The sequence below is a fragment of the Mesorhizobium sp. P170090 genome (assembly GCF_057786115.1).
The window spans coordinates 5968432-5995027 of sequence record NZ_JBYNWH010000001.1; the positions used below are offsets into that span (position 1 = coordinate 5968432).

The 26596-nt window shown below is 63.8% G+C and carries 30 protein-coding genes; 14 read left to right on the forward strand and 16 right to left on the reverse strand.

Annotation, left to right across the window (positions count from 1 at the left end; all coding sequences use genetic code 11):
- Positions 1-130: 130 nt before the first annotated feature.
- Positions 131-1774: an MFS transporter gene (locus AC3EML_RS28800; protein ID WP_023671898.1), complete on the forward strand. Its 1644-nt coding sequence runs from the start codon at positions 131-133 to the stop codon at positions 1772-1774.
- Positions 1775-1797: 23 nt separating this feature from the next.
- On the opposite strand, the gene AC3EML_RS28805 is transcribed toward AC3EML_RS28800, so the two are convergent.
- The 8 genes from AC3EML_RS28805 to AC3EML_RS28840 form a co-directional block, all read right to left on the reverse strand.
- On the reverse strand, positions 1798-2166 hold the full coding sequence (locus AC3EML_RS28805; protein ID WP_081725355.1) for a cupin domain-containing protein: 369 nt from the start codon (positions 2164-2166) through the stop codon (positions 1798-1800).
- 58 nt (positions 2167-2224) lie between these two features.
- A complete protein-coding gene (locus AC3EML_RS28810; RefSeq protein WP_023710965.1) occupies positions 2225-3610 on the reverse strand; it encodes an NAD(P)/FAD-dependent oxidoreductase in 1386 nt (461 codons plus the stop codon).
- 35 nt (positions 3611-3645) lie between these two features.
- Positions 3646-4761, reverse strand: coding sequence for an ABC transporter ATP-binding protein (locus AC3EML_RS28815; RefSeq protein WP_023671901.1), 1116 nt, complete (start codon positions 4759-4761; stop codon positions 3646-3648).
- Positions 4758-5555: an ABC transporter permease gene (locus AC3EML_RS28820; protein WP_023671902.1), complete on the reverse strand. Its 798-nt coding sequence runs from the start codon at positions 5553-5555 to the stop codon at positions 4758-4760. The genes AC3EML_RS28815 and AC3EML_RS28820 overlap by 4 nt, the downstream gene beginning before the upstream one ends.
- Positions 5555-6427 (reverse strand): ABC transporter permease, encoded by an 873-nt coding sequence (locus AC3EML_RS28825; RefSeq protein WP_023671903.1) that lies wholly within the window; start codon positions 6425-6427, stop codon positions 5555-5557. The genes AC3EML_RS28820 and AC3EML_RS28825 overlap by 1 nt, the downstream gene beginning before the upstream one ends.
- 22 nt (positions 6428-6449) lie before the next feature.
- Positions 6450-7526, reverse strand: coding sequence for an extracellular solute-binding protein (locus tag AC3EML_RS28830; protein ID WP_488505365.1), 1077 nt, complete (start codon positions 7524-7526; stop codon positions 6450-6452).
- 37 nt (positions 7527-7563) lie between these two features.
- The gene (locus tag AC3EML_RS28835) at positions 7564-8217 is read right to left on the reverse strand and encodes a helix-turn-helix domain-containing protein (protein WP_027049833.1); all 654 of its coding nucleotides are present in this window, start codon (positions 8215-8217) and stop codon (positions 7564-7566) included.
- A gap of 71 nt (positions 8218-8288) precedes the next feature.
- A complete protein-coding gene (locus AC3EML_RS28840; protein ID WP_023671906.1) occupies positions 8289-8573 on the reverse strand; it encodes a hypothetical protein in 285 nt (94 codons plus the stop codon).
- A 170-nt stretch (positions 8574-8743) separates the two neighbouring features.
- On the opposite strand from AC3EML_RS28840, the gene AC3EML_RS28845 reads away from it, so the two are divergent.
- A complete protein-coding gene (locus AC3EML_RS28845) occupies positions 8744-9058 on the forward strand; it encodes a hypothetical protein (RefSeq protein WP_155921527.1) in 315 nt (104 codons plus the stop codon).
- Positions 9059-9097: 39 nt separating this feature from the next.
- On the opposite strand, the gene AC3EML_RS28850 is transcribed toward AC3EML_RS28845, so the two are convergent.
- A complete protein-coding gene (locus tag AC3EML_RS28850) occupies positions 9098-9397 on the reverse strand; it encodes a putative quinol monooxygenase (protein ID WP_023671907.1) in 300 nt (99 codons plus the stop codon).
- Between the two features lie 123 nt (positions 9398-9520).
- Between AC3EML_RS28850 and flhA the strand changes: the two genes are divergently transcribed.
- From flhA to AC3EML_RS28885, 7 genes are all read left to right on the forward strand, one after another.
- Positions 9521-11608 carry a flagellar biosynthesis protein FlhA gene (gene flhA, locus AC3EML_RS28855; RefSeq protein ID WP_023671908.1) on the forward strand — a complete coding sequence of 696 codons (2088 nt, stop codon included), beginning with the start codon at positions 9521-9523 and terminating at the stop codon, positions 11606-11608.
- On the forward strand, positions 11605-12357 hold the full coding sequence (gene fliR, locus AC3EML_RS28860; protein WP_023686374.1) for a flagellar biosynthetic protein FliR: 753 nt from the start codon (positions 11605-11607) through the stop codon (positions 12355-12357). Before flhA ends, fliR begins: the two co-directional genes overlap by 4 nt.
- Before the next feature lies 1 nt (position 12358).
- Positions 12359-12742 (forward strand): hypothetical protein, encoded by a 384-nt coding sequence (locus tag AC3EML_RS28865; RefSeq protein ID WP_023701060.1) that lies wholly within the window; start codon positions 12359-12361, stop codon positions 12740-12742.
- 290 nt (positions 12743-13032) lie between these two features.
- Positions 13033-13605 carry a rod-binding protein gene (locus tag AC3EML_RS28870; protein WP_023701058.1) on the forward strand — a complete coding sequence of 191 codons (573 nt, stop codon included), beginning with the start codon at positions 13033-13035 and terminating at the stop codon, positions 13603-13605.
- 13 nt (positions 13606-13618) lie between these two features.
- Positions 13619-14035, forward strand: a complete 417-nt coding sequence (locus AC3EML_RS28875) for a hypothetical protein (RefSeq protein WP_023671919.1) — start codon at positions 13619-13621, stop codon at positions 14033-14035.
- Between the two features lie 28 nt (positions 14036-14063).
- On the forward strand, positions 14064-14612 hold the full coding sequence (locus tag AC3EML_RS28880; protein WP_023683275.1) for a hypothetical protein: 549 nt from the start codon (positions 14064-14066) through the stop codon (positions 14610-14612).
- 195 nt (positions 14613-14807) lie between these two features.
- On the forward strand, positions 14808-15092 hold the full coding sequence (locus AC3EML_RS28885) for an SCP2 sterol-binding domain-containing protein (RefSeq protein ID WP_023671921.1): 285 nt from the start codon (positions 14808-14810) through the stop codon (positions 15090-15092).
- Between the two features lie 69 nt (positions 15093-15161).
- On the opposite strand, the gene AC3EML_RS28890 is transcribed toward AC3EML_RS28885, so the two are convergent.
- On the reverse strand, positions 15162-15758 hold the full coding sequence (locus AC3EML_RS28890) for a GNAT family N-acetyltransferase (protein WP_023701057.1): 597 nt from the start codon (positions 15756-15758) through the stop codon (positions 15162-15164).
- A 90-nt stretch (positions 15759-15848) separates the two neighbouring features.
- Positions 15849-16982 carry an ornithine/lysine decarboxylase gene (gene odc2 / locus AC3EML_RS28895; protein ID WP_023671923.1) on the reverse strand — a complete coding sequence of 378 codons (1134 nt, stop codon included), beginning with the start codon at positions 16980-16982 and terminating at the stop codon, positions 15849-15851.
- A 539-nt stretch (positions 16983-17521) separates the two neighbouring features.
- On the opposite strand from odc2, the gene AC3EML_RS28900 reads away from it, so the two are divergent.
- The 4 genes from AC3EML_RS28900 (at position 17522) to AC3EML_RS28915 (ending at position 21541) form a co-directional block, all read left to right on the forward strand.
- The gene (locus tag AC3EML_RS28900; protein WP_023820666.1) at positions 17522-18721 is read left to right on the forward strand and encodes an amidase; all 1200 of its coding nucleotides are present in this window, start codon (positions 17522-17524) and stop codon (positions 18719-18721) included.
- A gap of 2 nt (positions 18722-18723) precedes the next feature.
- Positions 18724-19623: a LysR family transcriptional regulator gene (locus tag AC3EML_RS28905; protein ID WP_023671925.1), complete on the forward strand. Its 900-nt coding sequence runs from the start codon at positions 18724-18726 to the stop codon at positions 19621-19623.
- An 89-nt stretch (positions 19624-19712) separates the two neighbouring features.
- Entirely contained in the window at positions 19713-20381 is a 669-nt protein-coding gene (locus AC3EML_RS28910; RefSeq protein WP_023671926.1) for a DUF1007 family protein, read from the forward strand.
- An 8-nt stretch (positions 20382-20389) separates the two neighbouring features.
- Positions 20390-21541 (forward strand): nickel/cobalt transporter, encoded by a 1152-nt coding sequence (locus tag AC3EML_RS28915; RefSeq protein ID WP_488505366.1) that lies wholly within the window; start codon positions 20390-20392, stop codon positions 21539-21541.
- A 10-nt stretch (positions 21542-21551) separates the two neighbouring features.
- Here AC3EML_RS28915 and denD read toward each other — a convergent pair whose 3' ends face one another.
- The 4 genes from denD to AC3EML_RS28935 are packed head-to-tail and all read right to left on the reverse strand — an operon-like array spanning position 21552 to position 24485.
- The gene (denD, locus tag AC3EML_RS28920; protein ID WP_352521410.1) at positions 21552-22535 is read right to left on the reverse strand and encodes a D-erythronate dehydrogenase; all 984 of its coding nucleotides are present in this window, start codon (positions 22533-22535) and stop codon (positions 21552-21554) included.
- 11 nt (positions 22536-22546) lie between these two features.
- The gene (locus AC3EML_RS28925) at positions 22547-22753 is read right to left on the reverse strand and encodes a hypothetical protein (RefSeq protein ID WP_023686390.1); all 207 of its coding nucleotides are present in this window, start codon (positions 22751-22753) and stop codon (positions 22547-22549) included.
- Positions 22754-22811: 58 nt separating this feature from the next.
- Complete coding sequence (locus AC3EML_RS28930; protein WP_023714027.1) at positions 22812-23783, reverse strand: cation diffusion facilitator family transporter; 972 nt, start codon at positions 23781-23783, stop codon at positions 22812-22814.
- Positions 23784-23798: 15 nt separating this feature from the next.
- Positions 23799-24485, reverse strand: coding sequence for a GNAT family N-acetyltransferase (locus AC3EML_RS28935; RefSeq protein WP_023701049.1), 687 nt, complete (start codon positions 24483-24485; stop codon positions 23799-23801).
- Between the two features lie 83 nt (positions 24486-24568).
- Here AC3EML_RS28935 and AC3EML_RS28940 point away from each other — a divergent pair, with 83 nt between their 5' ends.
- Positions 24569-25753 (forward strand): pyridoxal phosphate-dependent aminotransferase, encoded by a 1185-nt coding sequence (locus tag AC3EML_RS28940; RefSeq protein WP_352521411.1) that lies wholly within the window; start codon positions 24569-24571, stop codon positions 25751-25753.
- A 12-nt stretch (positions 25754-25765) separates the two neighbouring features.
- Here AC3EML_RS28940 and AC3EML_RS28945 read toward each other — a convergent pair whose 3' ends face one another.
- Positions 25766-26527 (reverse strand): SDR family oxidoreductase, encoded by a 762-nt coding sequence (locus tag AC3EML_RS28945; protein ID WP_352521412.1) that lies wholly within the window; start codon positions 26525-26527, stop codon positions 25766-25768.
- Between the last annotated feature and the right edge of the window lie 69 nt (positions 26528-26596).

Genomic DNA, 26596 nt, shown 5'->3' on the forward strand with positions numbered 1-26596 from the left:
ATCCTGTTGTTGGACCATGATCTTTTTCGAAGACGCGTTCGCCCTTTTGGATGTCGTGCTCTATTTCAAACGGATGCCATGATTGTCGTCCCGGCGGACGAAACCAGCACGTTAAGGTGGGACAGGTCTGATGATCGATGACGAGCCGGACAGCGAACGCGTTTCGGCGCTGGCGCCGTTCCGGCACGGCATCTTCCGCGCCGTCTGGTCGGCCAGCCTGGTGTCGAATTTCGGTGGCCTGATCCAGGGCGTCGGCGCCGCCTGGATGATGACCACCATCGCCACGTCGCCCTATCAGGTTGCGCTGGTCCAGGCCTCGGCCACTCTGCCGATCATGCTGTTTGCACTCGTCGCCGGCGCCATCGCCGACAGCTTCAACCGGCGCAAGGTGATGCTGATCGCCCAAATCTTCATGCTGGTCGTCTCTGCACTTCTAACGCTGTTCACCTGGAACGGCTGGATGACGCCGTGGACGCTGCTTGCCTTCACCTTCCTGATCGACAGCGGCACGGCGCTCAACAACCCGTCCTGGCAGGCATCGGTCGGCGACATGGTGCCGCGCAACAAGCTGCCGGCCGCGGTTGCACTCAATTCACTGGGCTTCAACCTGACACGCAGCGTCGGCCCGGCGATCGGCGGCATCATCGTTGCCGCCGCTGGTGCGGCTGCCGCGTTCGCCGCCAATGCGCTGAGCTATATAGGTCTCATCATCGTGCTATTCCGCTGGAAGCCGGAGCTGCCGGTCTCGACGCTACCGCGCGAGACGCTGGGCGCCGCCATGGGCGCCGGCCTGCGCTATGTCGCCATGTCGCCCAACATCGGCAAGGTGCTGGTCAGGGGCTCCGCCTTCGGCTTCAGTGCCGGCGCGGTTTTGGCGCTGCTGCCGCTGGTGGCGCGCGACGTCGTCAAGGGCGATGCCTTGACCTACGGCATCATGCTCGGCGCCTTCGGCATCGGCGCCGTCGGCGGCGCGCTGATAAGCGTGCGTCTCAGACAATTGCTGTCCAGCGAGACGATGGTGCGGATGGCCTTCGCCGGCTTTGCCGTCTGCGCCTTCAATGCCGCCATCAGCCTCAATGCCTGGCAGACTGCGGCGGGTTTGCTCATCGGCGGCGCCTGCTGGGTGATCGCGCTGTCGCATTTCAACGTCACGGTGCAGATGTCGACGCCGCGCTGGGTCGTCGGCCGGGTGCTGTCGGTCTACCAGACGGCGACCTTCGGCGGCATTGCGCTGGGCAGCTGGATCTGGGGCGTCGTTGCCGATGCGCATGGCGCCGAAACCGCGCTGATTGCGGCGGCCATCGCGATGCTTGTTGGCGGCGCCATCGGCCTGTTCCTGCCGCTGCCGCAGCAGACGACTCTCAACCTCGACCCGCTCAACCGCTTCAAGGAGCCGCATCTCGGCCTCGACCTGAAGCCGCGCAGCGGCCCCATCGCCATCATGATAGAGTACATTATCCGCGACGAAGATGTACCCGAATTCCTCGCCACCATGGCCGAGCGCGGGCGCATCCGCCGCCGCGACGGCGCCCGCAACTGGACGCTGGCTCGGGACCTAGAAAATCCCGCAGTCTGGATCGAACACTACCACACGCCGACCTGGCTGGAATACATCCGCCACAACCGGCGCGCCACCCATGCCGACGCCGTCGTCGGCGAGCGGGTGCGGGCGCTGCACAGCGGCGACGAACCGCCGCGCGTGCGCCGCCTGATCGAGCGCCCGACGACCGCCGGCACCGCGCTGGTCTCGCCGAAGGGGCCGATCGATCACTGAGCTCGCCATAGCCGTAGCGCCGGTCAGCCGGCGCTCTGGATCATGTAGAGCTTGCGCGTGGTCTCGCGTATCAGCCACTCGCCCTTCCAGCCCTGCGGCAGGACGAGGAGATCGCCCGGACCGAGTTCCCGCACCTCGCCATCGATGCGGCTCAGTTCCACGCGCCCCGAAATGATGTGGCAGATCTCCGACGAGTCCGAACGATCGGCGGTGAAGCGGCCGGGCGTGCATTCCCAGATGCCGACATCGACAGTCCCGTCAGGCGATTGAAAGAACGAGCGCACGGCCTCGACCTGATCGCCTTCAATCGAGCTTGGCTTAGGAGAGAACGCGCCGATCTCGGCCTTGGCGAGATCGTGGAAGGTCGAAAGATCGATCAAGTCTAGCTCCATGGATAAGAGCAATTCCAGGAAAGGGGTCTGCCCCGGAATTGCGTGAGAACAAATGGCTTTAGTGGCCGGTGATGCTGTCGGCCAACGCGGCCAGCTTCGAGGTGCGCGCAAGCCCTGCCGCCTCGCGGCCATCGGCAATGCGATAAAGCTGGTACATCGAATGCACGCCCAGCCAGCGGAAGGGCTCCGGTTCCCATGGCCTGACCTTGCGGTTGACCCAGGGCAGCTTCGTCAGCTCGGTGTTTGCCCCGAGAACAAGGTCAGCCAGCGTGCGCCCCGAAAGGTTGGAGCTGGACACGCCGAGGCCGACATAGCCGCCGGCCCAGCCGATGCGGGTCGCGGGATCGAGGCCGACCGTGGTGCACCAGTCGCGCGGCACGCCGAGCACGCCGCACCAGGCGTGATCGATGCGGCATCCCTTGGTCTGCGGCAAGAGCGTCGTCAGGATCGTGTGCAGCTGGTCGATCGTGGCCTGCTGCGTCTGGCCGTTGACGTCGGTGCGCGAGCCGTAGCGATAAGGCACGCCGCGTCCGCCCATCGTGATGCGTCCCTCACGCGTGCGCTGGGCATAGCAATAGGCATGCGCCGCATTGCCGAGCAGTTCGTGCCCTTCCCAACCGATGTCGCGCCACAGGTCGGGCGGCAGCGGCTCAGTCACGATCTGCGCGCTGTTGAGCGCCAGCCAGGTCCGCTCCTCGCCGGGGATGCCTGATGTAAAACCCTCGGTCGCGCGGATGATCGTCTCCGCCTGCACCGTACCGCGGTCTGTCGTCACGCTGCCCTTGGCGATGCTTGTCACCGTCGTCTTCTCATAGATCGGCACGCCCAGCCGCTCGACGGCATCGGCAAGCCCACGCACCAGCTTGGCCGGCTGCACCCGCGCCTGGCCATGGACGACGAAGCCGCCCATGACGTTACGGATGTTGATGCGCGTGCGCGTTGAGGCGGCGTCCAGCATCTCGACGCGGTTCGGGTCGACATCCCAGGAACGGATCGTCTCGCATTCTTCGCGCACGCGCTCCAACTGCGCTGCGTTGGTGGCCACCGTCAGATTGTCGACGCGGCGAATGTCGGCGTCGATGCCTTCCTCGGTCGCGACCCGGATCACTTCATCAACGCAGCCTGCCATCGCCGCCTGCATCGCCATCACGCCTTGGCGGCTCGATGTCTTGAGATATTTTTCGCGCGACCAGCTGAAGCCGCCCGACAGCCAGCCGCCATTGCGCCCCGAAGCGCCGAAGCCGGCAATTTCGCGCTCGACGATCACGACGCGCAGCGATGGCTTCGCCTTTTTCAGATAGTAGGCGGTCCACAGGCCGGTATAGCCGGCGCCGACAATGGCGACATCGGCCTCGATGTTTCCAGGCAAGGGCGGGCGCGGAACGGGAACCGCCCCCAGATCCGCATACCAGAACGATATGTCGCCGTTGCGCTTGGCTTGCATGGAATGACTTTCAGATGGGATCAGGCCAGATGGGATCAGGTGAGTGTGGTGTCGGCGCTTGCGTCGTCCGCCAGCAGCTTGGCGTCGCTGCCGTCGAAGCAGAGCTCGACCTTGTCGCCGAGGCCAAAACTCTCGCCGGTCACCGGTGAGCGCACGATCGCGGCCGAGCCGTCGGCGAGCTTAACTTCGTATTTCGATTCCGAGCCGAGATAGATGGCTTCCGCGATCGTCCCCGACAGGCGGTTGGCGCCATTGGCAGCACTTTGGCCGGCTCTTTGGATCGCGAGCTTTTCGGGACGCAGCAGCATCACCGGACTGGCTTCTCCCGACAGCTTACGCGGTACCGTCACCGTCTCGCCGGCGATGCTCAGCGCGGTGCTGTTGCCATCGCTGCGCGCCTTGCCGCGCAGCACGGTGGAATCGCCGATGAAGCGGCCGACGAACAGCGTTGCCGGCTCGTCATAGAGCTGACGGCCGGTGCCGACCTGCTCGATGCGCCCGCGGTTGAACACGGCGATGCGGTCGGACAGCACCAGCGCCTCTTCCTGATCATGCGTGACATAGACGAAGGTGGTGCCGAGCTCGCGGTGGATGCGCTTGATCTCGAGCTGCAGCCATTCGCGCAGCTTCTTGTCGAGCGCGCCGAGCGGCTCGTCCATCAAGAGCAGCGGCGGGTCGAAGACGATGGCGCGGGCCAACGCCACGCGCTGCTGCTGGCCTCCCGACAATTCGCTGGGATAGCGATGCGCAAAATCGCCCATCTTGACCATGTCGAGCGCCCTTGCCACGCGTGTCTGCCGCGTCGCCTGGTCGACGCCGCGCAGCGTCAGCGGATAGGCGACGTTGCGGCCGACGCTCATATGCGGGAACAGCGCGTAGTGCTGGAAGACGACGCCGATGTTGCGCTTGTGCGCCGGCACGCCGACGACGCTCTTTTCCCCAACCAAAAGCTTGCCGCTGGTGACGTCGGTAAAACCGGCGATCACGTTGAGCGTCGTCGTCTTGCCCGAACCACTGGGGCCAAGCAGCGTCATGAACTCGCCGGGCTCGATGCGCAGCGACACGCCGTCCAGCGCCTTGAAGCCGCCATAGGCCTTGCTGATCGCTTCGAGATCGATCGAGGCGCCCTTGCTTGTCGGCTTCGGATTCATTGGCGTCCTTTCCGCTCGCGGCCAAGAAGGAGCATGCCGCCGGCGATCAGGATCGTGGTCGCGAAAAGCAGGATCGTGCCGACGGCCGCCACCGTCGGGTCGGCATCGCGCGTAATCGAGGCGAAGATCTGCACCGGCAATGTCTTGAGATAGGGGTTCGTGATGAACAGCGACACGACAATCTCGTCGAACGAGGTGGCGAAGGCGAACAGCAGGCCCGAGAGCACGCCCGGCGCGATCAGCGGCAGCGTCACCGTGCGAAACGTGGTCAGTGCGCCGGCGCCCAGGCTGGCTGCGGCTGTCTCCAGCCGGCGGTCGAACACTTCGAGACTGGCCGAGACCGCGATCAGCACGAAGGGCAGCGCAAGGATGGTGTGGGCCAGCACGAAGCCGAGCAGCGTCCCGACGAGCTGCGTGTCGAGATAGACGGCATAGATGCCGATCGCCAGCACCACGCCCGGCACCACCATCGGCGTCAGCATCAGCATACGCAAAAGGTTCGCCGGCCGCGCCTTCATGCGGTCGAGGCCGAAGGTGGCAAGCGTGCCGAGCACCGTCGCCAGCACCGCCACGATCGAGGCGACCTTCAGCGAATTCAGGAAGCTGTTCGACCAGTCCGGATTGGTGGCGAAATTCTGGTACCACTGCCAGGAAAAGCCTTGCGGCGGAAACGCCAGCGATTTGTTTTCGTTGAACGACATCGGCACCACGACCAGCGTCGGCGCCACCAGCCATATCGCCACCAGCAGGCAGACGAGCCCGAGAAGAACGCGGGTGAGCGGCTTCATCTCCATCAGCGCCGCCCCGCTTCCCGATGCCTGGACCGCATCACAGGTGCTGCCAGCGCCAGCAGCACGAAGGTGGTGACCAGCAGAACGACGCCCATGGCGCCGCCCCTGCCCCATTGCAGCAGGCTCAGCACCTGCGTCTGCACCAGCGTCGACAGCATGGTCGAGCGCGGGCCGCCGAGCAAAGCCGGCGTGATGTAGAAGCCGAGCGACAGGATGAAGACGATGACCGCGCCGGCATAGACGCCGGGCAGCGACAGCGGCAGATAGACGGTGAAGAACGCGCGCGACGGCCGCGCACCGAGGCTTTGCGCCGCACGCATCAGCCTGAGGTCGATGCCTTGCATCACGGAATAGAGCGGCAGGATCATGAACGGCAACAGCACCTGCGCCATGCCGATGACCACGCCGGTCTGGGTGCGGATCAGCTTGACCGCGCCGAACCCGACCGAGCGCAGCAACGAATTGATGACGCCCGAATCCTGCAGCAGGATCACCCATGACAGCGTTCGCACCACACCACTCACCCAGAACGGGATCAGCACGCAAAGCACAAGCACCAGCCGGACGCGCGGCCCGACCGCGGTCATCAGATAGGCATAGGGATAGGCCGCGATGACGCAGACCAGCGTCACCCAGGCCGAAATGACGAAAGTCCGCTGCAGCACTGTCAGGTTGACCGGCGCGCCGAAGAACCAGGCATAGTTCTGCAGCCCCCACTCAGGTTCCGACAGGCTGCGCAGCACGATGGTGAGCAGCGGATACCCGATCACCGCGACGAGCAGGATGAGCGCCGGCGCCGTGAGCGCGAACGGCCGCCATGCCCGACCCGACCGCGCATGGGCGGCGGGTTGGGCGATGGGTTCGGACGCGCTCACGGCCTGGCTCTCACTTGGCTGTTCAGTTGCCGGCCATCAGCGCCGACCACTTCTCCTGCGCCACCGGGAAGTTCTCGACCCAGAACTTGATGTTCTGCTTGTAACCCTGCTTCTGGCGCTCGGGCGTGTTGGTCAGGAAGGCGGCGACCGACGCATCGACCTTGGGCTGCGCGTCATTGTTGATCGGCGTATAGGAGGTCTGCTGCGCCAGGATCTCCTGCGCCCCCTTGCCGAGATAGGCATTGAGCAGCGCATAAGCCGCATCCGTATCCTTGACGCCGACCGGAATGGTCATCTGGTCCATCACCACCAGCCAGTCCTGCCAGGCCGGCGCATATTTGGCGCCGTTCTTCACCGCCGTCATGGCACGTCCGGTCCACATCATCAGCATGTCGGCTTCGCCAAATTCGGCAAGCTGCTGCGATTCAGCGCCGGTCTTCCAATAGATCGTGTCGGGACCGAGCTTGCGGATGACATCGATGGCCTTGTCGATGTCGGCCACCGTCATCGCCTTCGGGTCGCCGCCAGAGGCCTTCAACGCCTGCTCCAGCAGGCCGCCCGTCGGGTCGCCCGAACCGTCGAGCGCGCGCGTGCCGGGGAATTTTGCCGTGTCGAAGAAATCGGCCCAGTTCTTGGGCGGGTTATCCCCATACTTCTCCTTGTTGTACATCAGCACGACGCCGTAGTTCATGGCCGGCACCGAGCATTCGCCGACCTGGCCCTCGGGCACCTTGGAGACGTCGAGCTTGCTGAAATCAAGCTTCTGGAACAGCTTGCCGCAATAGACGTAAGGCGGCAGGTCGGCGGTGTCGACGACGTCCCAGGTGACGTTGCCGGATTCGACCTGCGCCTGCAGCTTGGCGATCTCTGTCGGCCCGTCATTGAGCAGCGTGGCGCCGGACTTTTCGACGAACTCCTTGAGCGCGGCGGCCTGGCCGTCCTGGTAGATGCCGCCATAAGAGACGAGCGTCAGCGTCTTGCCCTTGAGCGAGCCTTCCTTGACCTCACCCGCGACAGGCTTTTCCTGCGCGAACGCTGCGGTTGCCAGAACGCCGAGCGCCAGCACGGCGCCAAGGCCAAGATGTCTTGTTTTCAGCATGATTATTGTTCTCCCATTTGACCCGCATGGATTGAACCTACCTGGCTGCGAGCGGTTTCCAGGCCCTGTATTGATCGAGTTCGGCGCGCACCGAAGTCGGTGGCGCAATGATCCACATCACCTCGGCTCGGCCACTGCCGATGTTCTCTGAGCGATGTGCTGTCGATGTCGCGTATTCGATGCTGTCGCCCTCTTCCAGCACATGCCTGACATCGCCGAGCGAAACCTCGACGATGCCGCGCAGCACGACGAGCATCTCGTGCGCGTCGCCATGGGTGTAGAGCGCTGGGCCGGTCGAGCCGCCGATTTCGAACTCGCCGACATAGACTTCCATGTCGCTTAAAGGGGGACGCGAGAGCAGCATCTTGCGGCAGCCGTCGCTGGGCGGCAGGCTCGGCCGCTCGCTGCGCAGCAAGACCCCGCGCTGCCCGGCGGCACTATCCTCGAACAGCATCGCCACGCTTACACCCAGCGCCGAGGCCATCTGGTTGAGCGAGGCGGTGCTGGCGCCGGTCAGGCCGCGCTCGAGCTGGCTGATGAAGCTGGCGCTGGTCCCGGTCAGCTCGGCGAGTTCGCGCAGCGAAAGCCGCCGGCCGAGACGCAGGCTCTTCAGCCGCTGGCCCAGCATCTGATGGGCATGCGTCGCCGTCGAGGCGACGCCATTCTTGACCGGAGCCTGGTCGGTGCTCATCCCGTCTTTTTCTCCCACTGAACAATTTGTACAGTGACACTGTACACGTGGCAAGCGCCGAGTAGGGACATTTAAGATGCCGGCCGAGGCCTAGTCTTCGCCCGGTCGCGCCGCGCCTTGTCGAGTTCCTCCGCGTAGCGCCGCATCAGATGGCCCTCGGTCAAAAGCCCGACAACGGCCCGGTTGTCGAAATTCTCGACCACCGCCAGTTCCTCGGCGACGGCGCGCTGGATGGTTTCGGCGGTGGACCGGACGTTCATGGTCGGCACCAGCACCGCATGCCGGAATTTGGCCGGCGCCAGCACCGGCGTCTCACCATCGGACGGATCGCTGTGCAGTTCGGCGACGATCAGCACGCCGACATAATGCCGGCTGCTTGCGGCGCCATTCTGGCGCTGAGGCGCAGTCAGGCTTGCCGCCCCGCTTCAATTCCCCGCGAGCGTGTCGAGGTATATGAGCGATCGCTTACGCAATCGACGCAGCTGTGTTATTTTTGGCCGTCTCTATTTCCCTCAAGGAGGAGAAGATGAGTGCGCGGGGATTTTTTTCATTAGCTGTTGGCATGATTTTTTTGAGCTCGTCTGCGGTGAGCAATTCAAGCATGGATATGCCGGTTAGGTCTGTTGTGTCACACCCGATGTCTCTTTTTTTGGCGGGAGGCAATCCGGAAAACCAAAGCCGGCCGGCAAAGGAATTTATCCAGACTGCACAACAAGATGTTTGCTGTCCCGGCGGCTACCCTTGGTATCGCAATTCGACGAACACCTGCTACGGCAGCTATGAAGACTGCCACGATACCGATGGCGGCGGATGGTCCTGCAGACAGGTCAACGCCTGCTAGATTTTCTTGGGCCCACGCCTTCTTGACTGTGCCCGGTCCTCAGATCGGCTTCGGCTCGCCGGCCTCATAGAGCATGAGGTTGCGCTCGCCTATGCCGAGCGATGCCCAGCTCGCCCGCCAATCGGCGATGTGAGGCGAGCGGAAATGCGCGTCGAGCGCGGCCCTGTCGCTCCACACCTCGGTTACATGGATGAGCCCGACGTCGAGCACGTCCTGCGCGTAGGAGTATTCGATGCAGCCGGGCTCCGCACGGCTGCCCAGTATCATGCGCCGCATGGCCGGCCTTGCCTCGTCGAGCAGTTGCGCAGGCAGGCGAATGGTGCCGATGATCACCAGCATGATCTCTCTCCTCAAGGCCTCTGTCGTCCTGGCAAGTAACCAGTCCTCCCACCCTCGCGCAAGCTTGACCGGTTAGGCTCGAAGGGCTGTCGCGTGCTCGGCAGGCTTGTGATTGGGGACGATATGGCCGTCAGCGAAAGCTTAGCGACAGGAACAGTGGCCAAGAACGGCCGCGATGTCTTCTTCGCCATCGGCATCGTCATCATCCTGGCCGTGCTGTTCCTCCCGATCCCGGCCTTCCTCATCGACATCGGCCTCGCCTTCTCGATCGCACTGTCGGTGCTGATCCTGATGGTGGCGCTGTGGATCCAGCGGCCGCTCGATTTCTCGTCCTTCCCGACCGTGCTGCTGATCGCCACCATGCTACGGCTATCGCTCAACATCGCCACCACGCGCATGATCCTGTCGCACGGCAATGAGGGCACGCACGCCGCCGGCTATGTCATCGCCGGCTTCTCCAAACTTGTGATGGCCAGCGATTTCGTCATCGGCCTGATCGTCTTCATGATCCTGATTGTGGTCAACTTCATCGTCATCACCAAAGGCGCCACCCGTATTGCCGAAGTCGGCGCCCGCTTCACCCTCGACGCGATCCCCGGCAAGCAGATGTCGATCGACGCCGACCTGTCCGCCGGCATGATCGACGACAAGACAGCGCAACTGCGCCGCCGCGAGCTGGAAGAGGAATCCTCCTTCTTCGGCTCGATGGACGGCGCCTCGAAATTCGTCCGCGGCGACGCCATTGCCGGCCTCATCATCACCGCCATCAACATCGTCGGCGGCATCGCCATCGGTTACATCAGGCACGGCATGGGCATGGGCGAAGCCGCCGATGTCTTCATCAAACTGTCGGTCGGCGACGGCCTCGTCACCCAGATCCCGGCGCTTATCGTTTCGCTCGCCGCCGGCCTGCTTGTGTCCAAGGGCGGCACGCGCGGCTCGACCAACCAGGCGGTGTTCGGCCAGCTCGGTGCGCATCCGCGCGCGCTCTATGTCGCGGCCTCGCTGCTCGTCCTGCTCGGCCTGATGCCCGGCCTGCCGTTCTTCCCGTTCTTCACGCTAGCCGCCGGCATGGCCGGCCTTGGCTACGTCATCCCGATGCGCGCCAACCGCGAGGCTGCCGCCGCCGAAGCGATCAAGGATCTGGAGAAGGCGAACAAGGTCGAGGAAGAGAAGAACTCGGTCAAGGCTTCGCTGACCACCGCCGAGATCGAGCTTCTGATCGGCAAACAGCTGTCGACGCGGCTGCTGGTGTCGCATCAGGAACTGGTGTTCCGCATGGCCAAGATGCGCAAGAAATTTGCCACGCAATATGGCTTCGTCGTGCCGGAAGTGCGCGTCGCCGACGATTTCGGCATCCCGCCGAAAAGCTACCAGATCAAGGTCCACGGCACCGTCGTCGCCGAATACCAGATGCGCGTCGGCGAGATCATGGTGCTGCTCGGCAACCGGGATTTGCCCGACGTTCCCGGCGAGGAAATCCGCGAGCCGGCCTTCGGCATGCGCGCCTTCTCGGTGCTCGAAACCTTCGCCGAGGATCTGAAGCGCGAGAACTACACCTTTGCCGACAACATGTCGGTGCTGCTCACCCATTTGTCCGAGGTGATCCGCAACAACCTGCCGCAGCTTCTGTCCTACAAGGACATGAAGGCGCTGCTCGAGCGCCAGGATCCGGAATACCGCAAGCTCGCCGACGAGATCTGCACCTCGCACATCTCCTATCCCGGCCTGCAGGCGGTGCTGAAATTGCTGCTGGCCGAACGCGTATCGATCCGCAACCTGCATTTGATCATCGAGGCCATCGCCGAGATCGCGCCGCATGTGCGCCGCACCGAGCAGATCGTCGAGCATGTCCGCATCCGCATGGCCCAACAGATCTGCGGCGATCTCTCCGAGGGCGGCATGCTCAAGGTGCTGCGCCTCGGCAACCGCTGGGACCTCGCCTTCCACCAGAGCCTCAAGCGCGACGCCAAGGGCGAGGTGCGCGAATTCGACATCGACCCGCGCCAGCTGGAGGAATTCGGCCAGGACGCGACCAAGGCGATCCGCAAGCATCTCGAGGCCGGCGAGCGTTTTGTCCTCGTCACCGCGCCCGATGCGCGGCCTTATGTGCGCATGATCATCGAGCGCCTGTTCACGACGCTTCCCGTTCTCTCCCATGTCGAAATCGCCAAGGGCGTCGAGATCAAGGTGCTCGGGACGATCTCGTGAACATACTGTCGCAAGGCGTCGTCATCGCCGCCTTCCTCGCCTTCTGTCGCATCGGCGCCTGCTTCATGCTGATGCCGGGCCTGTCCAGCGCCCGCGTGCCGATCCAGGTTCGGCTGTTCGCGTCGATCGCCGCAACCGGTGGCCTGCTCGCCTTCCTGTGGGACAAGATCTTTCCCTTCGTCGATGCGCGTCCGCAGGTGCTGGCGCCGATGATCATCTCCGAACTTTTGGTCGGCGGGCTGATCGGCGCGATGACCAGGCTTTACATGGAGGCGCTGCGCTTCATGGGTTCGGCCATCGCCATGCTGATCGGCTATGGCGGCACAGGCGGACCGGCGATCGAGGAGCCGGAACCGCAGGCGGCGCTCGCCGCCATCATCTCGTTTTCGGCGCTGCTGCTGCTCTTCGTTTTCGATTTCGACCACGAGATCATCCGCGCTCTGGTCGCCTCCTACACGGTGGCGCCGGTCAACGTCTTCTTCAATCCGCAGGCCGCCCTGGTCGATCTCACCGACACGGTGTCGGACGCCTTCTTCCTGGTCATCCGGCTCGGCAGCCCGTTCATCGCCTATGCCATCCTGGTCAATTTGACGATCGGCTTCGTCAACAAGCTGACGCCGCAAATCCCGGTCTACTTCATCTCGCTGCCTTTCGTCATCGCCGGCGGCATGATCATCTTCTATTTCGCCATCGGGACCATGCTGTCGCTGTTCGTCGACGGCTTTGTCGACCTGACGCTGGCGAGGTGAGATGAGCACGCGCAAGGAACGGCTGAAGAAACTGGTCAAGGTGCAGGAGCAGCTGAAGGCCCTGCACGAGACGCGCCATGCGGCCTTCCTGGCGGCAGCGGCAACCGCCGAAACCGAGGCCAAGGAACTAGTCCAGCATTTCGACGCCGACCAGTCGATGGCGGTGCTGTTCCCTGACCTCTACCATCGCCGCATCGCGAATGCGCTGGTCCGGCAGGAAGCGAGCTTGGAAAGCGCCAGGCAGGAGGTCACGCTCATCGCCACTGCGACGGCGCGCACCAACATGGTCGAGCGCGCCTACAAGGACGTGCGCCGACAGGACGAACGCGAACGCTCCGACCGCGACCGGCTCGATCTGATCGCGCAGAGGCGAGGGCAGGAATAATCGGAAGTTAGAGCCGGGTCACCTGCGGACGGCGTTCGGTTTCGTTCCGTGCGGCGGGCTGTGTTGGGTGTACGGCGCCGTGTTCGGCCTCTGCGCCTACGCCACCTACGATCTGACCATGGCGACGCCGGCAGCGCCCACCGCAAACGACCAGATCGCATCGACCCAGCCGGAGTTGCCGCTGCTGATAGCAATGCCTAGCATCCGGCGAAGGATTTCGAGCCGGCAAGCCTGCCACAAGCTTGCTGCGGCATGGTCGCTCAGGAAACCCGGCAAAGAGGCGGACTTTCTTGGCGATTTCTCCACCCAGCGACATCGTTCTCGATGTTGCCCGAGCCGTCGACCCGACGGATATCGAGGCTGCCCGTGCCGCGCTGGCCAAGCGGGCCAACGGCGTTGGCGGCGCCTTTTTGGTCGACATGGCGGCTTCGGTGGATACCGGCTCGATCTTGTCGCGTGCCACGGCCGACAAGGCCGCGGCAGGCGCCGATCCCGCGGGAAAATTCAAGAAGTTCGAGGCCATGGTCTTGCAGACCTTCATCCAGAACATGCTGCCCAAGGACACAGAGGGCGTCTACGGCAAGGGGCTGGCCGGCGACATGTGGAAATCGCAGCTTGCCGAGCGTGTCGCCGACGTCATGGCCGAGCGCGGAGGGATCGGCATTGCCAAATCGCTGCTCGCCGACCACTACAAGGACGGCAAGCGCACCGTGCCGATCGGCCCGGTGTCAACCGGGCCGCACAAGACCGAGATCGACCAGCAGGCGCGGCTGTCCACCTCGCTGGTCGAGGAATTGCAGCGCAAGGCCGCACGGTCGATGACCGGCGACGAGACGACCATCAAAACCGAAATCAAGATCTAGACCAGGATTTTCAATGGCCGATTTTTCAAAATACTCTTCCAACCTGCCGGCGCGTACGTCCGAAGCGCCGATCCCGTTTGCACGGCCGGGCAACCTTGCCGCCATCATCGGCCGCATCGAGGAAGCGGTCGAGGAAGAGACGGCCGGTTTGAAGAACGACACCAGCTATGACCTCAAGGCCTCCAACGCCCGCAAGAGCCGCTACCTCTATGAGCTGACCCGCGCCATGAAGGGCGCCAACGAGATCGAATTCCTGGAACAGCATCGCGACAGTCTGGCGCGGCTGCGCCAGAAGCTCGCGAAAAACGAGGCTGCAATCCTCGCCCACCTCAACGCGGTCAACGAAGTCGCCACGCTGTTGAAGAACGCCATTCAGCGCGCCGAAGCCGACGGCACCTATTCGGCCGGTGAATTCGGTTGGGCGAGCTGATGATCTCGGCAACAGGCGGGAACAACCGGTGATCAAATTCATCGCCGCCGCGATCTGGATCTGCGCCGCCACGCTTGGCGCGGTGTTCTATTCGTTCCAGGCGGCCGGTGAGCGCGGCGTCGGCGAGACGCCGAAACCGATGCTGGGTGGCCTCGACTACGTCAAGACCGACATCATCTCGGTGCCGCTGATCCGCGATTCCAAGATCGACGGCTATTTCCTCACCAAGCTCGTCTACACGGTCGAGCCGGCCGAGATAAAGAAGATGTCGATCCCGGCCGAAGCGCTGATGACCGATCAGGTCTATTCCTATCTCTACTCCAATCCTCAGATCGACTTCACCAAGAAGGAAACCATCGATCTCGATGCCTTCCGCAAGGCCATACGCGACACCGTCAACGCCCGCGTCGGCGCCGACCTGGTGCATGAAGTGCTGATAGACCAAGTCAACTTCCTGACCAAGGATGAAATCCGCGACAACGCCATGCGCCGCCGCAAGGATCCGGCCACGCCGACCGAACCGGCCCCGGCGGAATCGGCCCAGGCCGAGGCGGCGAAGCCCGCTGCTGAACACTAACCTTCGTCGCAGGGTGAATGTTCTCTGCCGCATTCCTTCCGACTGAAACGAGATGACGCATCGCGCGTTGACGTTTACGTCAACTCGAAGCTATATGCGCCAAGCGACCAGGATCGCGGCACGCGCGAGACAGCGACTTCGGCGGAGGCCGGTCACTGAAGCGCGGCAAAACGCAACGAGACCAGGAGAACAGTCATGAGCGTTCAGGACATTGCCGAGAAGATGAGGTCGCGCGTGGCGAGCGCCGGGTTCGAACATTCCGTGAAGTTCGATACCGGCAGTGACGGCGTCATCGTCATCGACGGTGCAACCGTCTCGACCACCGACGCGCCGACCGACTGCACCATAAAGCTGTCGCTCGACGATCTGGATTCGCTGATCGCCGGCGACCTCAACCCGACCATGGCGTTCATGTCCGGCAAGATAAAGGTCGAAGGCGATATGTCGGTCGCCATGGCGCTCAGCCAACTGATCGGCTGAGCCCTTCGCAAAAACAAAACGCCGCCCTCGCTGAAATGCAAACGACCGGCGGCGTTTGTTTTTGGACAATCAGGCGGCCAGCGACAGCCTCTGTGCCTTGAGCTTGCGACCTGCAGCCTTCAGCGTGCCATGCGCGCCGTCGAGCGCACCCTCGATCAGCTCCAACGCCAGCAAGCGGCGCCGCTCGTAAGGTCCAGGCATGGCGAGCGCGCCTGTCTTCTCCGCCGAAAAGCCGAAGCGGCCATAGTAAGGCGCATCGCCGACTAGCAGCATCGCGGCATGGCCGAGACGCGCGGCCTCGGCCAAAGCATGGCGCATCAGCGCCGAGCCGATGCCGGCGTTCTTCAGCGCCGGATCGACGGCGAGCGGCCCGAGCAGGAGCGCCGCCGGGCCGCCCTCGCCCAGCCTTACATCCCACAGCCGCACAGTGCCGATCACCGCGCCCGCCGCATCACGCGCCACGAAGGCGAGGCCTTCGGAAGGCCGGCGGCCACGCCGCAGCTTCTCCGACGATTTCTTGCGCCGCATCGGCCCCATGGCGCGATCGAGCAACGCTTCACGCGATGCAATGTCTGCCGCAGTTTCGGCGACGATGGGAATGGCGCCGGCAATCTCCCCCGTCGAGGGGGAGAATCCAATGCCATCAATGTAATTTACAATGTCCATTTCCGCGATCCTTCACGAGCGGAGCTTGTTCCACAGGCGAACCCGAGCGGACGCAAACGTCCACCTGAGGTGATCTGAAGGCCGAAGCCGTCAGATCACGTAGGATCGGAGAGGCTCGAAGCCGTTGAAGGCGACCGCCGAGTAGGTGGTCGTGTAGGCGCCGGTGCCTTCGATCAGCACATCGTCGCCGATGGTCAGCGACAGAGGCAGCGGATACGGCGTCTTCTCGTACATCACGTCGGCCGAATCGCAGGTCGGGCCGGCGAGCACGCAAGGTGCGGTCTCCGAACCGTCATGGCGGGTGACGATCGGATAGCGGATCGCCTCGTCCATCGTCTCGGCCAGACCGCCGAACTTGCCGATGTCGAGGAACACCCAGCGCACATTGTCGTTTTCGGCCTTCTTCGAGATCAGCACGACTTCCGACTTGATGACGCCGGCATTGCCGACCATGCCGCGACCCGGCTCGATGATGGTCTCAGGGATCGCATTGCCGAAATGCTTGCGCAGCGCCGAGAAGATCGCCTGGCCATAGGCCTGGGCCGCCGGCACGTCACGCAGATAGCGCGTCGGGAAACCGCCGCCCATATTGACCATCTTGAGGACGATGCCTTCGTCGGCGAGCGTGGCGAACACCTTCTTGGCGTCGGCCAGCGCACGGTCCCACGCCGTCAGGTCGGTCTGCTGCGAGCCGACATGGAACGACACGCCATAGGCGTCGAGGCCGAGCGTCCTGGCGTGGCGCAGCACATCGACGGCCATCGCCGGCACGCAGCCGAACTTGCGCGACAGCGGCCACTCGGCGCCTTCGCCATCGGTCAAAACGCGGCAAAACACGCGCGCGCCGGGAGCGACGCGGGCGATCTTGTCGACTTCCTCGACGCAGTCGACGGCAAACAGCCGAATGCCGAGCTGGTAGGCGCGTGCAATGTCACGCTCCTTCTTGATAGTGTTGCCGAAGGAGATACGGTCCGCCGGCGCACCGGCGTCCATCGCCATCTCGACCTCGGCAACGGAAGCGGTGTCGAAGGACGAGCCCATCGCAGCAAGCAGGCGCAGGATTTCCGGCGCCGGATTTGCTTTCACCGCATAGTAGATCCGGGAATCGGGCAGCGCCTTTTCGAAGGCGCGAAAATTGTCGCGCACGACATCGAGGTCGACGACGAGGCAGGGGCCGGACGGACGTCGGGTGGCGAGGAAGTCAAGGATGCGCTGGGTGGCCATGGGGTCTCTCCATATACGCCTTGCGGCGCGCAATAAGGCTGCGGACGCGGGGCTTTCGGCCTCGCGACGCGCGGTCAAACAAAGGCGGGACGGAAATTCATGGAACCAGCCGGTGGAGACCCCGGAACCATGAAACGCCGTCTCGCGGCGGTGAACCTTGGCCTTGCCCGGCCTCGGTTCGCTTTGTCTGCCTTGGCTTGGATGGGAGACCCGTCCGCACTGCCGGCAATGAAGGTGTGCCTCTTCAGTAACCCCGGTCTTTGGACGACCGGCAGAACACCAGAAAGGCCCGCACCGTCGTTGCTTCAAGGTGTCCTCGGGCTGGCGGTTGGCCGCTAGACCGACTGGAGGGGTTAGCTCCAGTTACCTTACCGATTTCCCTCACCATTCGAGGATCGGCGGACACCCACAGGCACGTGCGACTTTGGGCAAGCGCGATATAAGATCGAAAGATTTCACAATCAATAAAAATCGTATCCCAGGTTGTAAAATTTCCGGCATCGAACAATGCTGGGCCTACTGTGTACGGATATCGAACGATGCCAGGCACGCACGGCCCGCTCAACGCCTTTCTCGACCTGCGCCGCATGCCGGTCGCCAATGCGGAACTGGGGCCGCTGGCCGGGCTCAGGCTGGCGGTAAAGGACATTTACGACGTCGCCGGCTACCGCACCGGTTGCGGCAATCCGGTGAAGTTCGACGAGGCGCATGCCGCGTCCAGCACGGCACCGGCCGTGCAGATGATTCTCGACGCCGGCGCGCGCTTCATCGGCAAGACGCAGACCGACGAGTTCGCTTTCTCGCTGATGGGCCAGAACGCGCATTTTCCGTTTCCGGTGAACCCGGCCGCTCCCGATCGCGTCACCGGCGGCTCGTCCTCCGGATCGGCGGCGGCGGTGGCCGGCAAGCTTGCCGATATCGCCACCGGCTCCGACACCGGCGGCTCGATCCGTGCCCCGGCGAGCTTTTGCGGGTTGATCGGGCTGCGCACCACGCATGGCCGCATTTCGCTTGAAGGCACGATGAAGCTGGCGCCGAGCTTCGACACATTCGGCTGGTTCGCCGACGACATCGAGACCTATGAGACGATCGGCAAATTGCTGCTCGGCCGCGACCCGCATCCGTATCCGCTCACCCGGCCGCTTTCGATCCGCTGGCTGGACGCTTTCGTGGCCGGCCCCGCCGAGGCAGCCGAATACGCCAGGATGAGAGCGCTGGCCGCCAGTCTTGTCGGTGAGCCGGCGCCGGTGGAGTACAGCTTCGCTTCCTTCCCCGACGAGCTCTACTGGTGCTTTCGCCGCCTCCAGGCCGCCGAGGCCTGGCAGCAGCATGGCGCCTGGATCATTTCTGGCGAGCGCGATCTCGGGCCGGGCGTCGAGGAGCGCTTTGGTTTTGGCCGCACGATCGACGAAAAGACCGCGCGGGCCGAGGCGGTGCGCCGCCTGACCTTCCGCTCCGAGCTAGCCGCGCTGCTCGGCCAGGACGGGTTTCTTGTCCTGCCCACCGTTCCAGGCCCCGCACCTCTGGTCAAAAGCGAGCCGCAGCAGCTCCAGGCCTACCGCGAAAGGGCCTTGCATCTTTTGTGCCTTTCGGGTCTTTCAGGCTTTCCGCAAATCACCCTGCCGCTGGGCTCGGTTGACGGTGCCCCTTTCGGCCTCTCGCTGCTCGGCCCTCCCGGCAGCGACATTGCCCTGATACGGCTCGGCCGGCGAATTCTCGATGCGGCACGAAAGGCCTGATGATGGATACACTGACCCGCATGCGCGCCTTCATCGACGTCGTCGAGGCCGAAGGCTTTTCGGCGGCCGCGCGCAAGATCGGTCGCTCCAAGGCGCTGCTGTCGAAATATGTGCGCGAACTCGAGGACGAACTCGGCGCGCTGCTGCTCAACCGCACCACGCGGCAGTTCTCGTTAACCGAGGCCGGCCATACCTATTACAGCCGCGCTTCGGAAATCGTGCGCGAGGTCGACAGCCTGGCTGACGCCGTGCGCGAATCCTCCGGCGACGTGCGCGGCAGGATCAAGCTGTCGGCGGCGCGCACCTTCGCCGATGCGCCGATTGGCCAGTCGCTCATCGACTTCGCCAAGCAGCATCCCGACATCGTCCTCGACATCCATCTCGACGACCGCTTTGTCGATCTGGTCGAGGAAGGTTTCGATCTTGCCGTGCGCATCTCGCGGCTGGAGAACTCATCGCTGATCGCCCGCCGCCTGGGGCCGTTTTCGATCAAGCTTTGCGCCTCGCCGGAGCTGATCGCCAAGCACGGCAAGCCGACGCGCCCGCAGGATCTCGCCAACTTGCCCTGCATCGTCGACACCAATGGCCGCTCGCTTGCCAACTGGCGCTTCAGGGGCGATGGCGAGGAGTCAGTCAGTGTCAACGTATCGGGTCCGATCGAGGTCAACAGCCCGATGGCCGCGCGAGCCGCCGCCGTGTCCGGTCTGGGCTTCACCATCCTGCCGGATTTCATCGCCGCGCCCGACCTCGCATCCGGGCTGCTGGTGTCGTTGCTCGACGACCGCATCCAGTCGGGCAGCGGCATTTTCGCCGTCTACCCGCACCGCCGCTATCTGCCGGCCAAGGTCCGTGTCTTCGTCGATTTCCTGGTGCAATGGTTCAAGAACCGCGAGAGCGCTTGAGCCGGTCCTGCCGTGCCGCGGTCCCAATTTCGCCCCGTTTCTGGTAACCTCTCGAAATCTCTCCGAGGCCGATGGAACAGCGACCGAGAATGCATCTGAAACGGCACGCAATCATGCTGGCTTCGGCCCTGGCGACGACTTTTGCCTCCGTCGGAGCGGCTGGCGCGCATCCTCATGTCTTCGCCGAGGCCCGCCTCGACGTGATCCTCTCGCCGGATCACCAAAGTGTGAAAGCGCTGCGTCACCTCTGGCGTTTCGATGATCTGTTTTCGAGTACGGTGATGATGGAGTTCGACAAGAACTCCGACCTGAAGCTTGACGACAAGGAGCTGAAGGATGTCGCCGACACCGTTCATGCCTCGCTGGCCGAATTCAACTATTTCCAGCTCGTCACCGTCGACGGCAAGGACGTGCCTATGACGCCGCCACCGCATCTGATGGCCAATTTCGACAACGACCAGTTGATCATCCTGTTCGAATCCGAACCCAAGGTGCCGATCAAGCTCGCCGGCAAGATCGATTTCGGCGTGTACGATCCAACCTTCTACACAGCGATCGACTTCACCGAGGATAGCAACATCACGGTGGAAGGCCTGCCCTCGAACTGCACCAAGAGCGTCATCCGACCGGATCCAGACGAGGCGATCAAGGAAAACCAGAAGACCCTGACGGACGCGTTCTTCAACGACCCGACAGGCACCGACATGAGCAAGATCTTCGCCACCAAGCTCGAACTGAATTGCCCGCCAGAAGGATAGATCCGGTGATGAAAACGTCCCTGCGTTTGGCATTCGGCCTCGTGGCCGCTGCCCTGCTGATGACGCACTTTCTCGGGCAGGCCCATGCCCAGAGTTCACTCGGCATCGGTGTCAATGACGGCATGGCGCCCACCACCGGCCCGTTCGCCCACATCCTGATGTGGATCAATCTGCGCCAGCAGGAATTCTACCGCGCACTGGCCACCGCGATGAAGGCGATGCGCGAGGACGGCAGCAAGATGTGGCTGCTGATCGGCCTGTCCTTCGCCTATGGCATTTTCCACGCCGCAGGCCCCGGCCACGGCAAGGCGGTCATCTCGTCCTACATGGTGGCCAACGAAGTGGCGCTCAGGCGCGGTATCCTGCTGTCCTTCGTCTCGGCGCTGCTGCAGGGCCTGACCGCGATCCTGGTGATGCTGCTTGCCTATTTCGTCCTGCGCGGCACCGCCATCTCGATGACCGACGCAGCCTGGTTCATGGAGATCATGAGCTATGTCTTCGTCACTTTGTTCGGCGCCTGGCTGCTGTGGCGCAAGCTTGGGCCCACGGTCCAGCGCTGGTTCGGCAGGGCGCCCGCCTACAGCCTGTCGGCAGCCCACGCCGGTCATTCCCATAGCGGCCATTCGCATGCCGGTCACAGCCACGCGGCGCAGGCGCATTCGCACGCCTTGCATGTGCATCACGACCATTCGCATGATCATCACGCAGCGCACGACGACGACACGCACGATCATTCCCATCACGACCACGCTCATCACGATCACCCAGCCGGCGAGGTCTGCGACACATGCGGCCATTCGCATGCGCCCGATCCGGCGCTGCTGTCGGGCGATCGCTTCGACTGGCGCACGGCCTGGTCGGCAGTAGCCGCCGTCGGCATCCGTCCCTGCTCCGGCGCGCTGATTGTGCTCAGCTTCGCGCTGCTCAACGGCCTGTGGCTCGGCGGCCTGCTCTCGGTGCTGGCGATGTCGATCGGCACCGCCATCACAGTCTCGGCGCTGGCGACGATCGCGGTGACAGCCAAGAACTGGGCGGTCTATTTCGCCGGCGATGGCCGCATGGGCAACCGCATCCACACAGTCGTCGAAATCGGCGGCGCCGCCTTCGTCTTCCTGTTCGGGCTGTTGCTGTTGTCGGCGAGCCTGTCCGGAGCTGTGTGACCTCGGCGGGTCAGGCCTGACCCGCGATCATTCCGCCCAGCTCATCCTCGATATGAGCGCGGATGATTTCATCGAAACTGTTTTCGGCGCTGAAGCCGAGGTCCCTTGCACGGCGCGCCTCGAAGCGCGTCGGCCAACCCTTGACGATCGCCCAAATCGTTTCGTCGGGCTCCTCACGGATCAGGCTCGCCACCTCGGCGCCTGCAATGCGTTCCAGCGCCTCGATCTGCTCGCCGACGGTGACGGCAACGCCGGGCATTGTGAGGTTGCGGCGCGGCCCGACAGCGGCACCGTCGAGCCCGGCGGCATGGATCAGGAAACCGACCGCCGAGCGCGGACTGGCATGGGTGTGTAGCACCGAGCGAGGCACCGGCAGGATCGCCTCCTGCCCGGCGAGCGGCTCGCGGATGATGCCGGAGAAAAAGCCCGAAGCCGCCTTGTTCGGCTTGCCCGGCCGCACACAGATGGTCGGCAGCCTTATGCCGATGCCGTCGAAGAAGCCGCGCCTGGAATAGTCGGCCAGCAGCGCCTCGCTCATCTGCTTCTGGGTGCCGTAGGAGGTCAGCGGCGTCGGGTGGAAATCGTCCGGGATCACATCCGGGAACGGCGCGCCGAACACCGCAATCGACGAGGTGAAGACCAGACGCGGCGCAAAGCCTGCCAGCCGCACCGCGTCGAACAGCGCTCGTGTGCCGTCGAGATTGACGCGGTAGCCGAGATCGAAATTGGCTTCCGCCTCACCCGACACGATGCCGGCGAGATGGAACATGACATCAGGGCGTGAGGCGACCAGGCTCTCGGCAGCACCGGCGTCGGCAAGGTCGCCGGTATGCGTGGCGATGCTGACGCCGTCCATCGCCGGCGCCTGCGGCGGCACGATGTCGTGCAGGTCGAGCCCGGTGATCTTGCGGCCGTTGAGCGTGCCGTCCTTAGCCAGCCGATCGACAAGTTTGCGGCCGACCATGCCGGCGGCGCCAGTAATCAGGATGCGCATTTCAAAGCCTCTTATTTGCCCTTGTTCTGGCTGCGACCCCGCAACCAGAACACCAGAAAGAATGCCAGCACGAAGGCGATGCCGACGATGCCGGCAAGTACGGTCGAGACATTGCCGACGGCCAGCATCACGGTCGGCAGATAGAACGCCGCGATGCCGAACAGCAGCATGATCCAGGCTGCGGCAATCAGCGCGTTTCGCGTGTCGCGGTCCATCATGCCGTCCCACCACAGCGGGAACTCGTCAACTCGGATGCCAATGCCATGAAATTCCCTGTCAGTGATAATGGCCGTGATGCGGTGGCGCACCATGGTCGTGGTCATGATCGTGCTCGTCACGGCTGTCGGCGCACTGGCCGAATTCCGGTTCAACCGTGGCGTGGCTGATGCCGTGTTCGGCGGCGAGCCGCTTCTTGATGGCGCTGACCGCCTGGTGCGGATCGACGCCATCGTTGAGGCAGGCATGCAGCGTCGCCATGTTGCTGGACCCGTCGAGCGACCAGACATGCATGTGATGCACTTCGCGCACGCCGTTGACGGTGCCGGCAATGTCCTTGGCGATGAGGTCGCGGTCGAGGCTTGCCGGTACGCCTTCGAGAAGGACGTGGGCGGCTTCGCGCATCAACGACCATGCGGTGGACAGGATCAGCACCGAGACCAGCACCGACAGAATCGGGTCGATCGGCGTCCAGCCGGTGGCCAGGATGACCAGCGCCGCCACGATCGCCGCCGCCGAACCGAGCAGGTCGCCCAGCACATGCAGGATGGCGCCGCGCATGTTGAGGCTGTCGTGGTCGCCGCCATGCAGCACGAAGAACGAGGCGAAGTTTACCAGAAGGCCGGCGATCGCCACCACCAGCATCGGCCCGCCCAGCACCGGCGCCGGCGTCATCAGCCGGCCCCAGGCTTCGTAGACGATCCACAAAGCAATGGCGAAGATGGCGATGCCGTTGGTGTAGGCGACCAGCGTCTTGACCCGGCCGAAACCATAGGTCAGGCGCACTGTCGCCGGCCGTCCGCCAAGATGGAAGGCGTACCAGGCAAGGCCAAGCGCGATCGAGTCGGCGAGCATGTGGCCGGCGTCGGCCAGCAGCGCCAGTGATCCCGTCAAAAGGCCGCCAAGCACTTCGGCCACCATGAAGCCGGCGGTCAGGCAGGCTGCGATCAGCACACGCTTCTTGTCGGTCGAGCCATGCACGTGGCCGGCGCCATGCCCAGCATGCGAACCATGATCATGGCTGTGCGCCATCGGAAAAAACTCCTGTTACGCGCCGAACTCGGCGCGGAAATCCTCGAGCCGCCGCTTCTGCCGGCCTTCGCCATCGAAATTGGCGGGATCGAGCCATGCCTCATAGGCTTTGCGCAGCGCCGGCCATTCCTTGTCGATGATCGAGTACCATGCGGTATCGCGGTTTTCACCCTTGACCACAAGATGCTGGCGGAAAATGCCCTCGAACTTGAAGCCGAACCGTTCCGCCGCGCGCTTTGACGGCTCGTTGCGGTTGTTGCATTTCCACTCGTAGCGGCGATAGCCGAGCCCGTCGAAAATGTACTTCATGAACAGGAACTGCGCCTCGGTCGCTGCCGGCTTGCGCGAGATCAGCGGCCCCCAATAGATGTTGCCGATCTCGATGACGCCATAGGTGGGATCGATGCGCATCAGCGTCTGTCGCCCGGCGACCTTGCCGCTGGCCTTGTCGATGACGGTGAAGAACAGCGGATCCTCGCTCGCCTCGACCTTGTCCAGCCATGGCTGGAAATCGGCGCGGGTTTGCGGCGGGTAGTCGGGCAGCCAGGCAAAGCGTCCATCGATGTCGGGCACGGACGACGCCTCGTACAACCCATCGCCGTGCTTTTCGGCGCTCAGCGGTTCGAGCCGGACATAGCGGCCGTCAATGGGCTTGCGCTCGGGCCGCGGACGCGCTTGCCAATCTTTGAGATTTTCCGACACGCAAAACTCCAATCCGTTTGACTTTTGTGAGCAGACGCTCACAAAAACGCGACCTAACAGCAAGAACCACACGGACGGGAAAAATGCTCCACACGATTTCGGCCTTCGACCGTCTCGGCGAGGAAAACGCCTTTGCCGTGCTGGCGCGGGCGACCGCACTGGCTCAACAGGGCCGCGACATCGTCAATCTCGGCATCGGCCAGCCCGACTTCAAAACGCCGCAGCACATTGTCGAGGCCGCGATCAAGGCGCTGCGCGACGGCCACCATGGCTACACCCCGGCCAATGGCCTGCTGGCGACGCGCGAAGCGGTGGTGCGGCGCACGCTGACCACCACCGGCGTCGAGGTCTCGCCCGAGAATGTAGTGATCCTGCCCGGCGGCAAGCCGACCATGTTCGCGGCCATCTTGATGTTCGGCGAACCCGGCGCCGAGATCCTCTATCCAGACCCAGGCTTTCCGATCTACCGCTCGATGATCGAGTTCACCGGCGCCGCGCCCATTCCGGTGCCGATCCGCGAGGAGAACGGCTTTGCCTTCTCGGCAGAAGAGACGCTGGCGCTGATCACGTCGAAGACCAGACTGCTAATCCTCAACTCACCGGCCAACCCGACCGGCGGCGTCACGCCGCGCGCCGAGATCGAGAAGCTGGTGAAGGGACTGCAAGCGCATCCGCAGGTCGCTATCCTCTCCGACGAAATCTACGACGTCATGACCTATGACGGCGAGACGCATTTTTCGCTGCTCAATTTTCCGGAAATTCGCGACCGGCTGATCGTGCTCAACGGCTGGTCGAAGACATGGGCGATGACCGGCTGGCGCATGGGCTGGTCGATCTGGCCGAATGGCGACAAGGGCGGGCATCTCTACGACAAGGTCCGCAAGCTGGCGGTCAATTGCTGGTCCTGCGTCAACGCGCCGAGCCAGTTCGCCGGCATCGCCGCCATCGACGGCCCGCAGGACGATGTCGACAAGATGATGCGCGCCTTCGACAACCGCAGGAAGATCGTGGTCGAGGGGCTGAACGCGCTGCCCGGCGTCTCCTGCATTACGCCCAAGGGCGCATTCTATGCCTTCCCGAATGTTTCGAAGACCGGCTGGAAGGCCAAGAAGCTCGCCTCGGCACTGCTCGAGGAGGCCGGCGTGGCGCTGATCGGCGGCCCCGATTTCGGCATTCTCGGCGAAGGCTACATCAGGCTTTCCTACGCCAATTCCGAAGAGAACATCTTGCACGCGCTGGAGCGGATCGAGGCGTTTTTGAAGAAGTAGGCCTTCGGCTGTTCACCCACGCCCCACGAACGGCATCTTGGTCGCCATCACCGTCATGAACAGCACGTTGGCGTCGAGCGGCAGGCTGGCCATGTGGACGACGGCGTCGGCGACGCGCTGGACGTCCATCACCGCCTCGGCGGCGATGGTGCCATTGGCCTGCGGCACGCCGACCGTCATGGCATGCGCCATATCGGTCAGCGCGTTGCCTATGTCGATCTGGCCGCAGGCGATATCATAGGGCCGGCCGTCGAGCGCCAGCGTCTTGGTCAGCCCCGATATGGCGTGCTTGGTCGCGGTATAGGGCACCGAGCCCGGCCGCGGCGCATAGGCCGAGACCGAACCGTTGTTGATGATGCGGCCGCCCATCGGCTTTTGCTTGCGCATGGCGCCGAAGGCGGCGCGGGCGCACAGGAAGGATCCGGTGAGATTGACGCCGACAATATCGTTCCAAACCTCGACCGGTATCTCGTCAATCGGCGTCGACTTGTAGCTCATGCCGGCATTGTTGAAGAGCAGGTCGACGCGGCCGAAGGCTGCGGCCACCGTCTCGAACAGGTCATCGACTTCGCCGGCCTTGCTGATGTCGCAGGCAACTGCCAGCGCCTTGGCGTCCGCTTTCCCGGCTTCGGTAATGGCGCCGTCGAGCACCGCTTTGCGGCGGCCGCAAAACACCGTGTTCCAGCCCGCCTTGAGCAGCGCCGTGGCGACGCTCTTGCCGATGCCGGTGCCGGCGCCGGTGACGATGGCGGTTTTCTCTGTGAGGGCTGTCATGGATTTTGCTCCTGCGCGCCGCGCATCCCCGGCACAGATCGGGGTGCATCCGAATGCACCGACCCATCG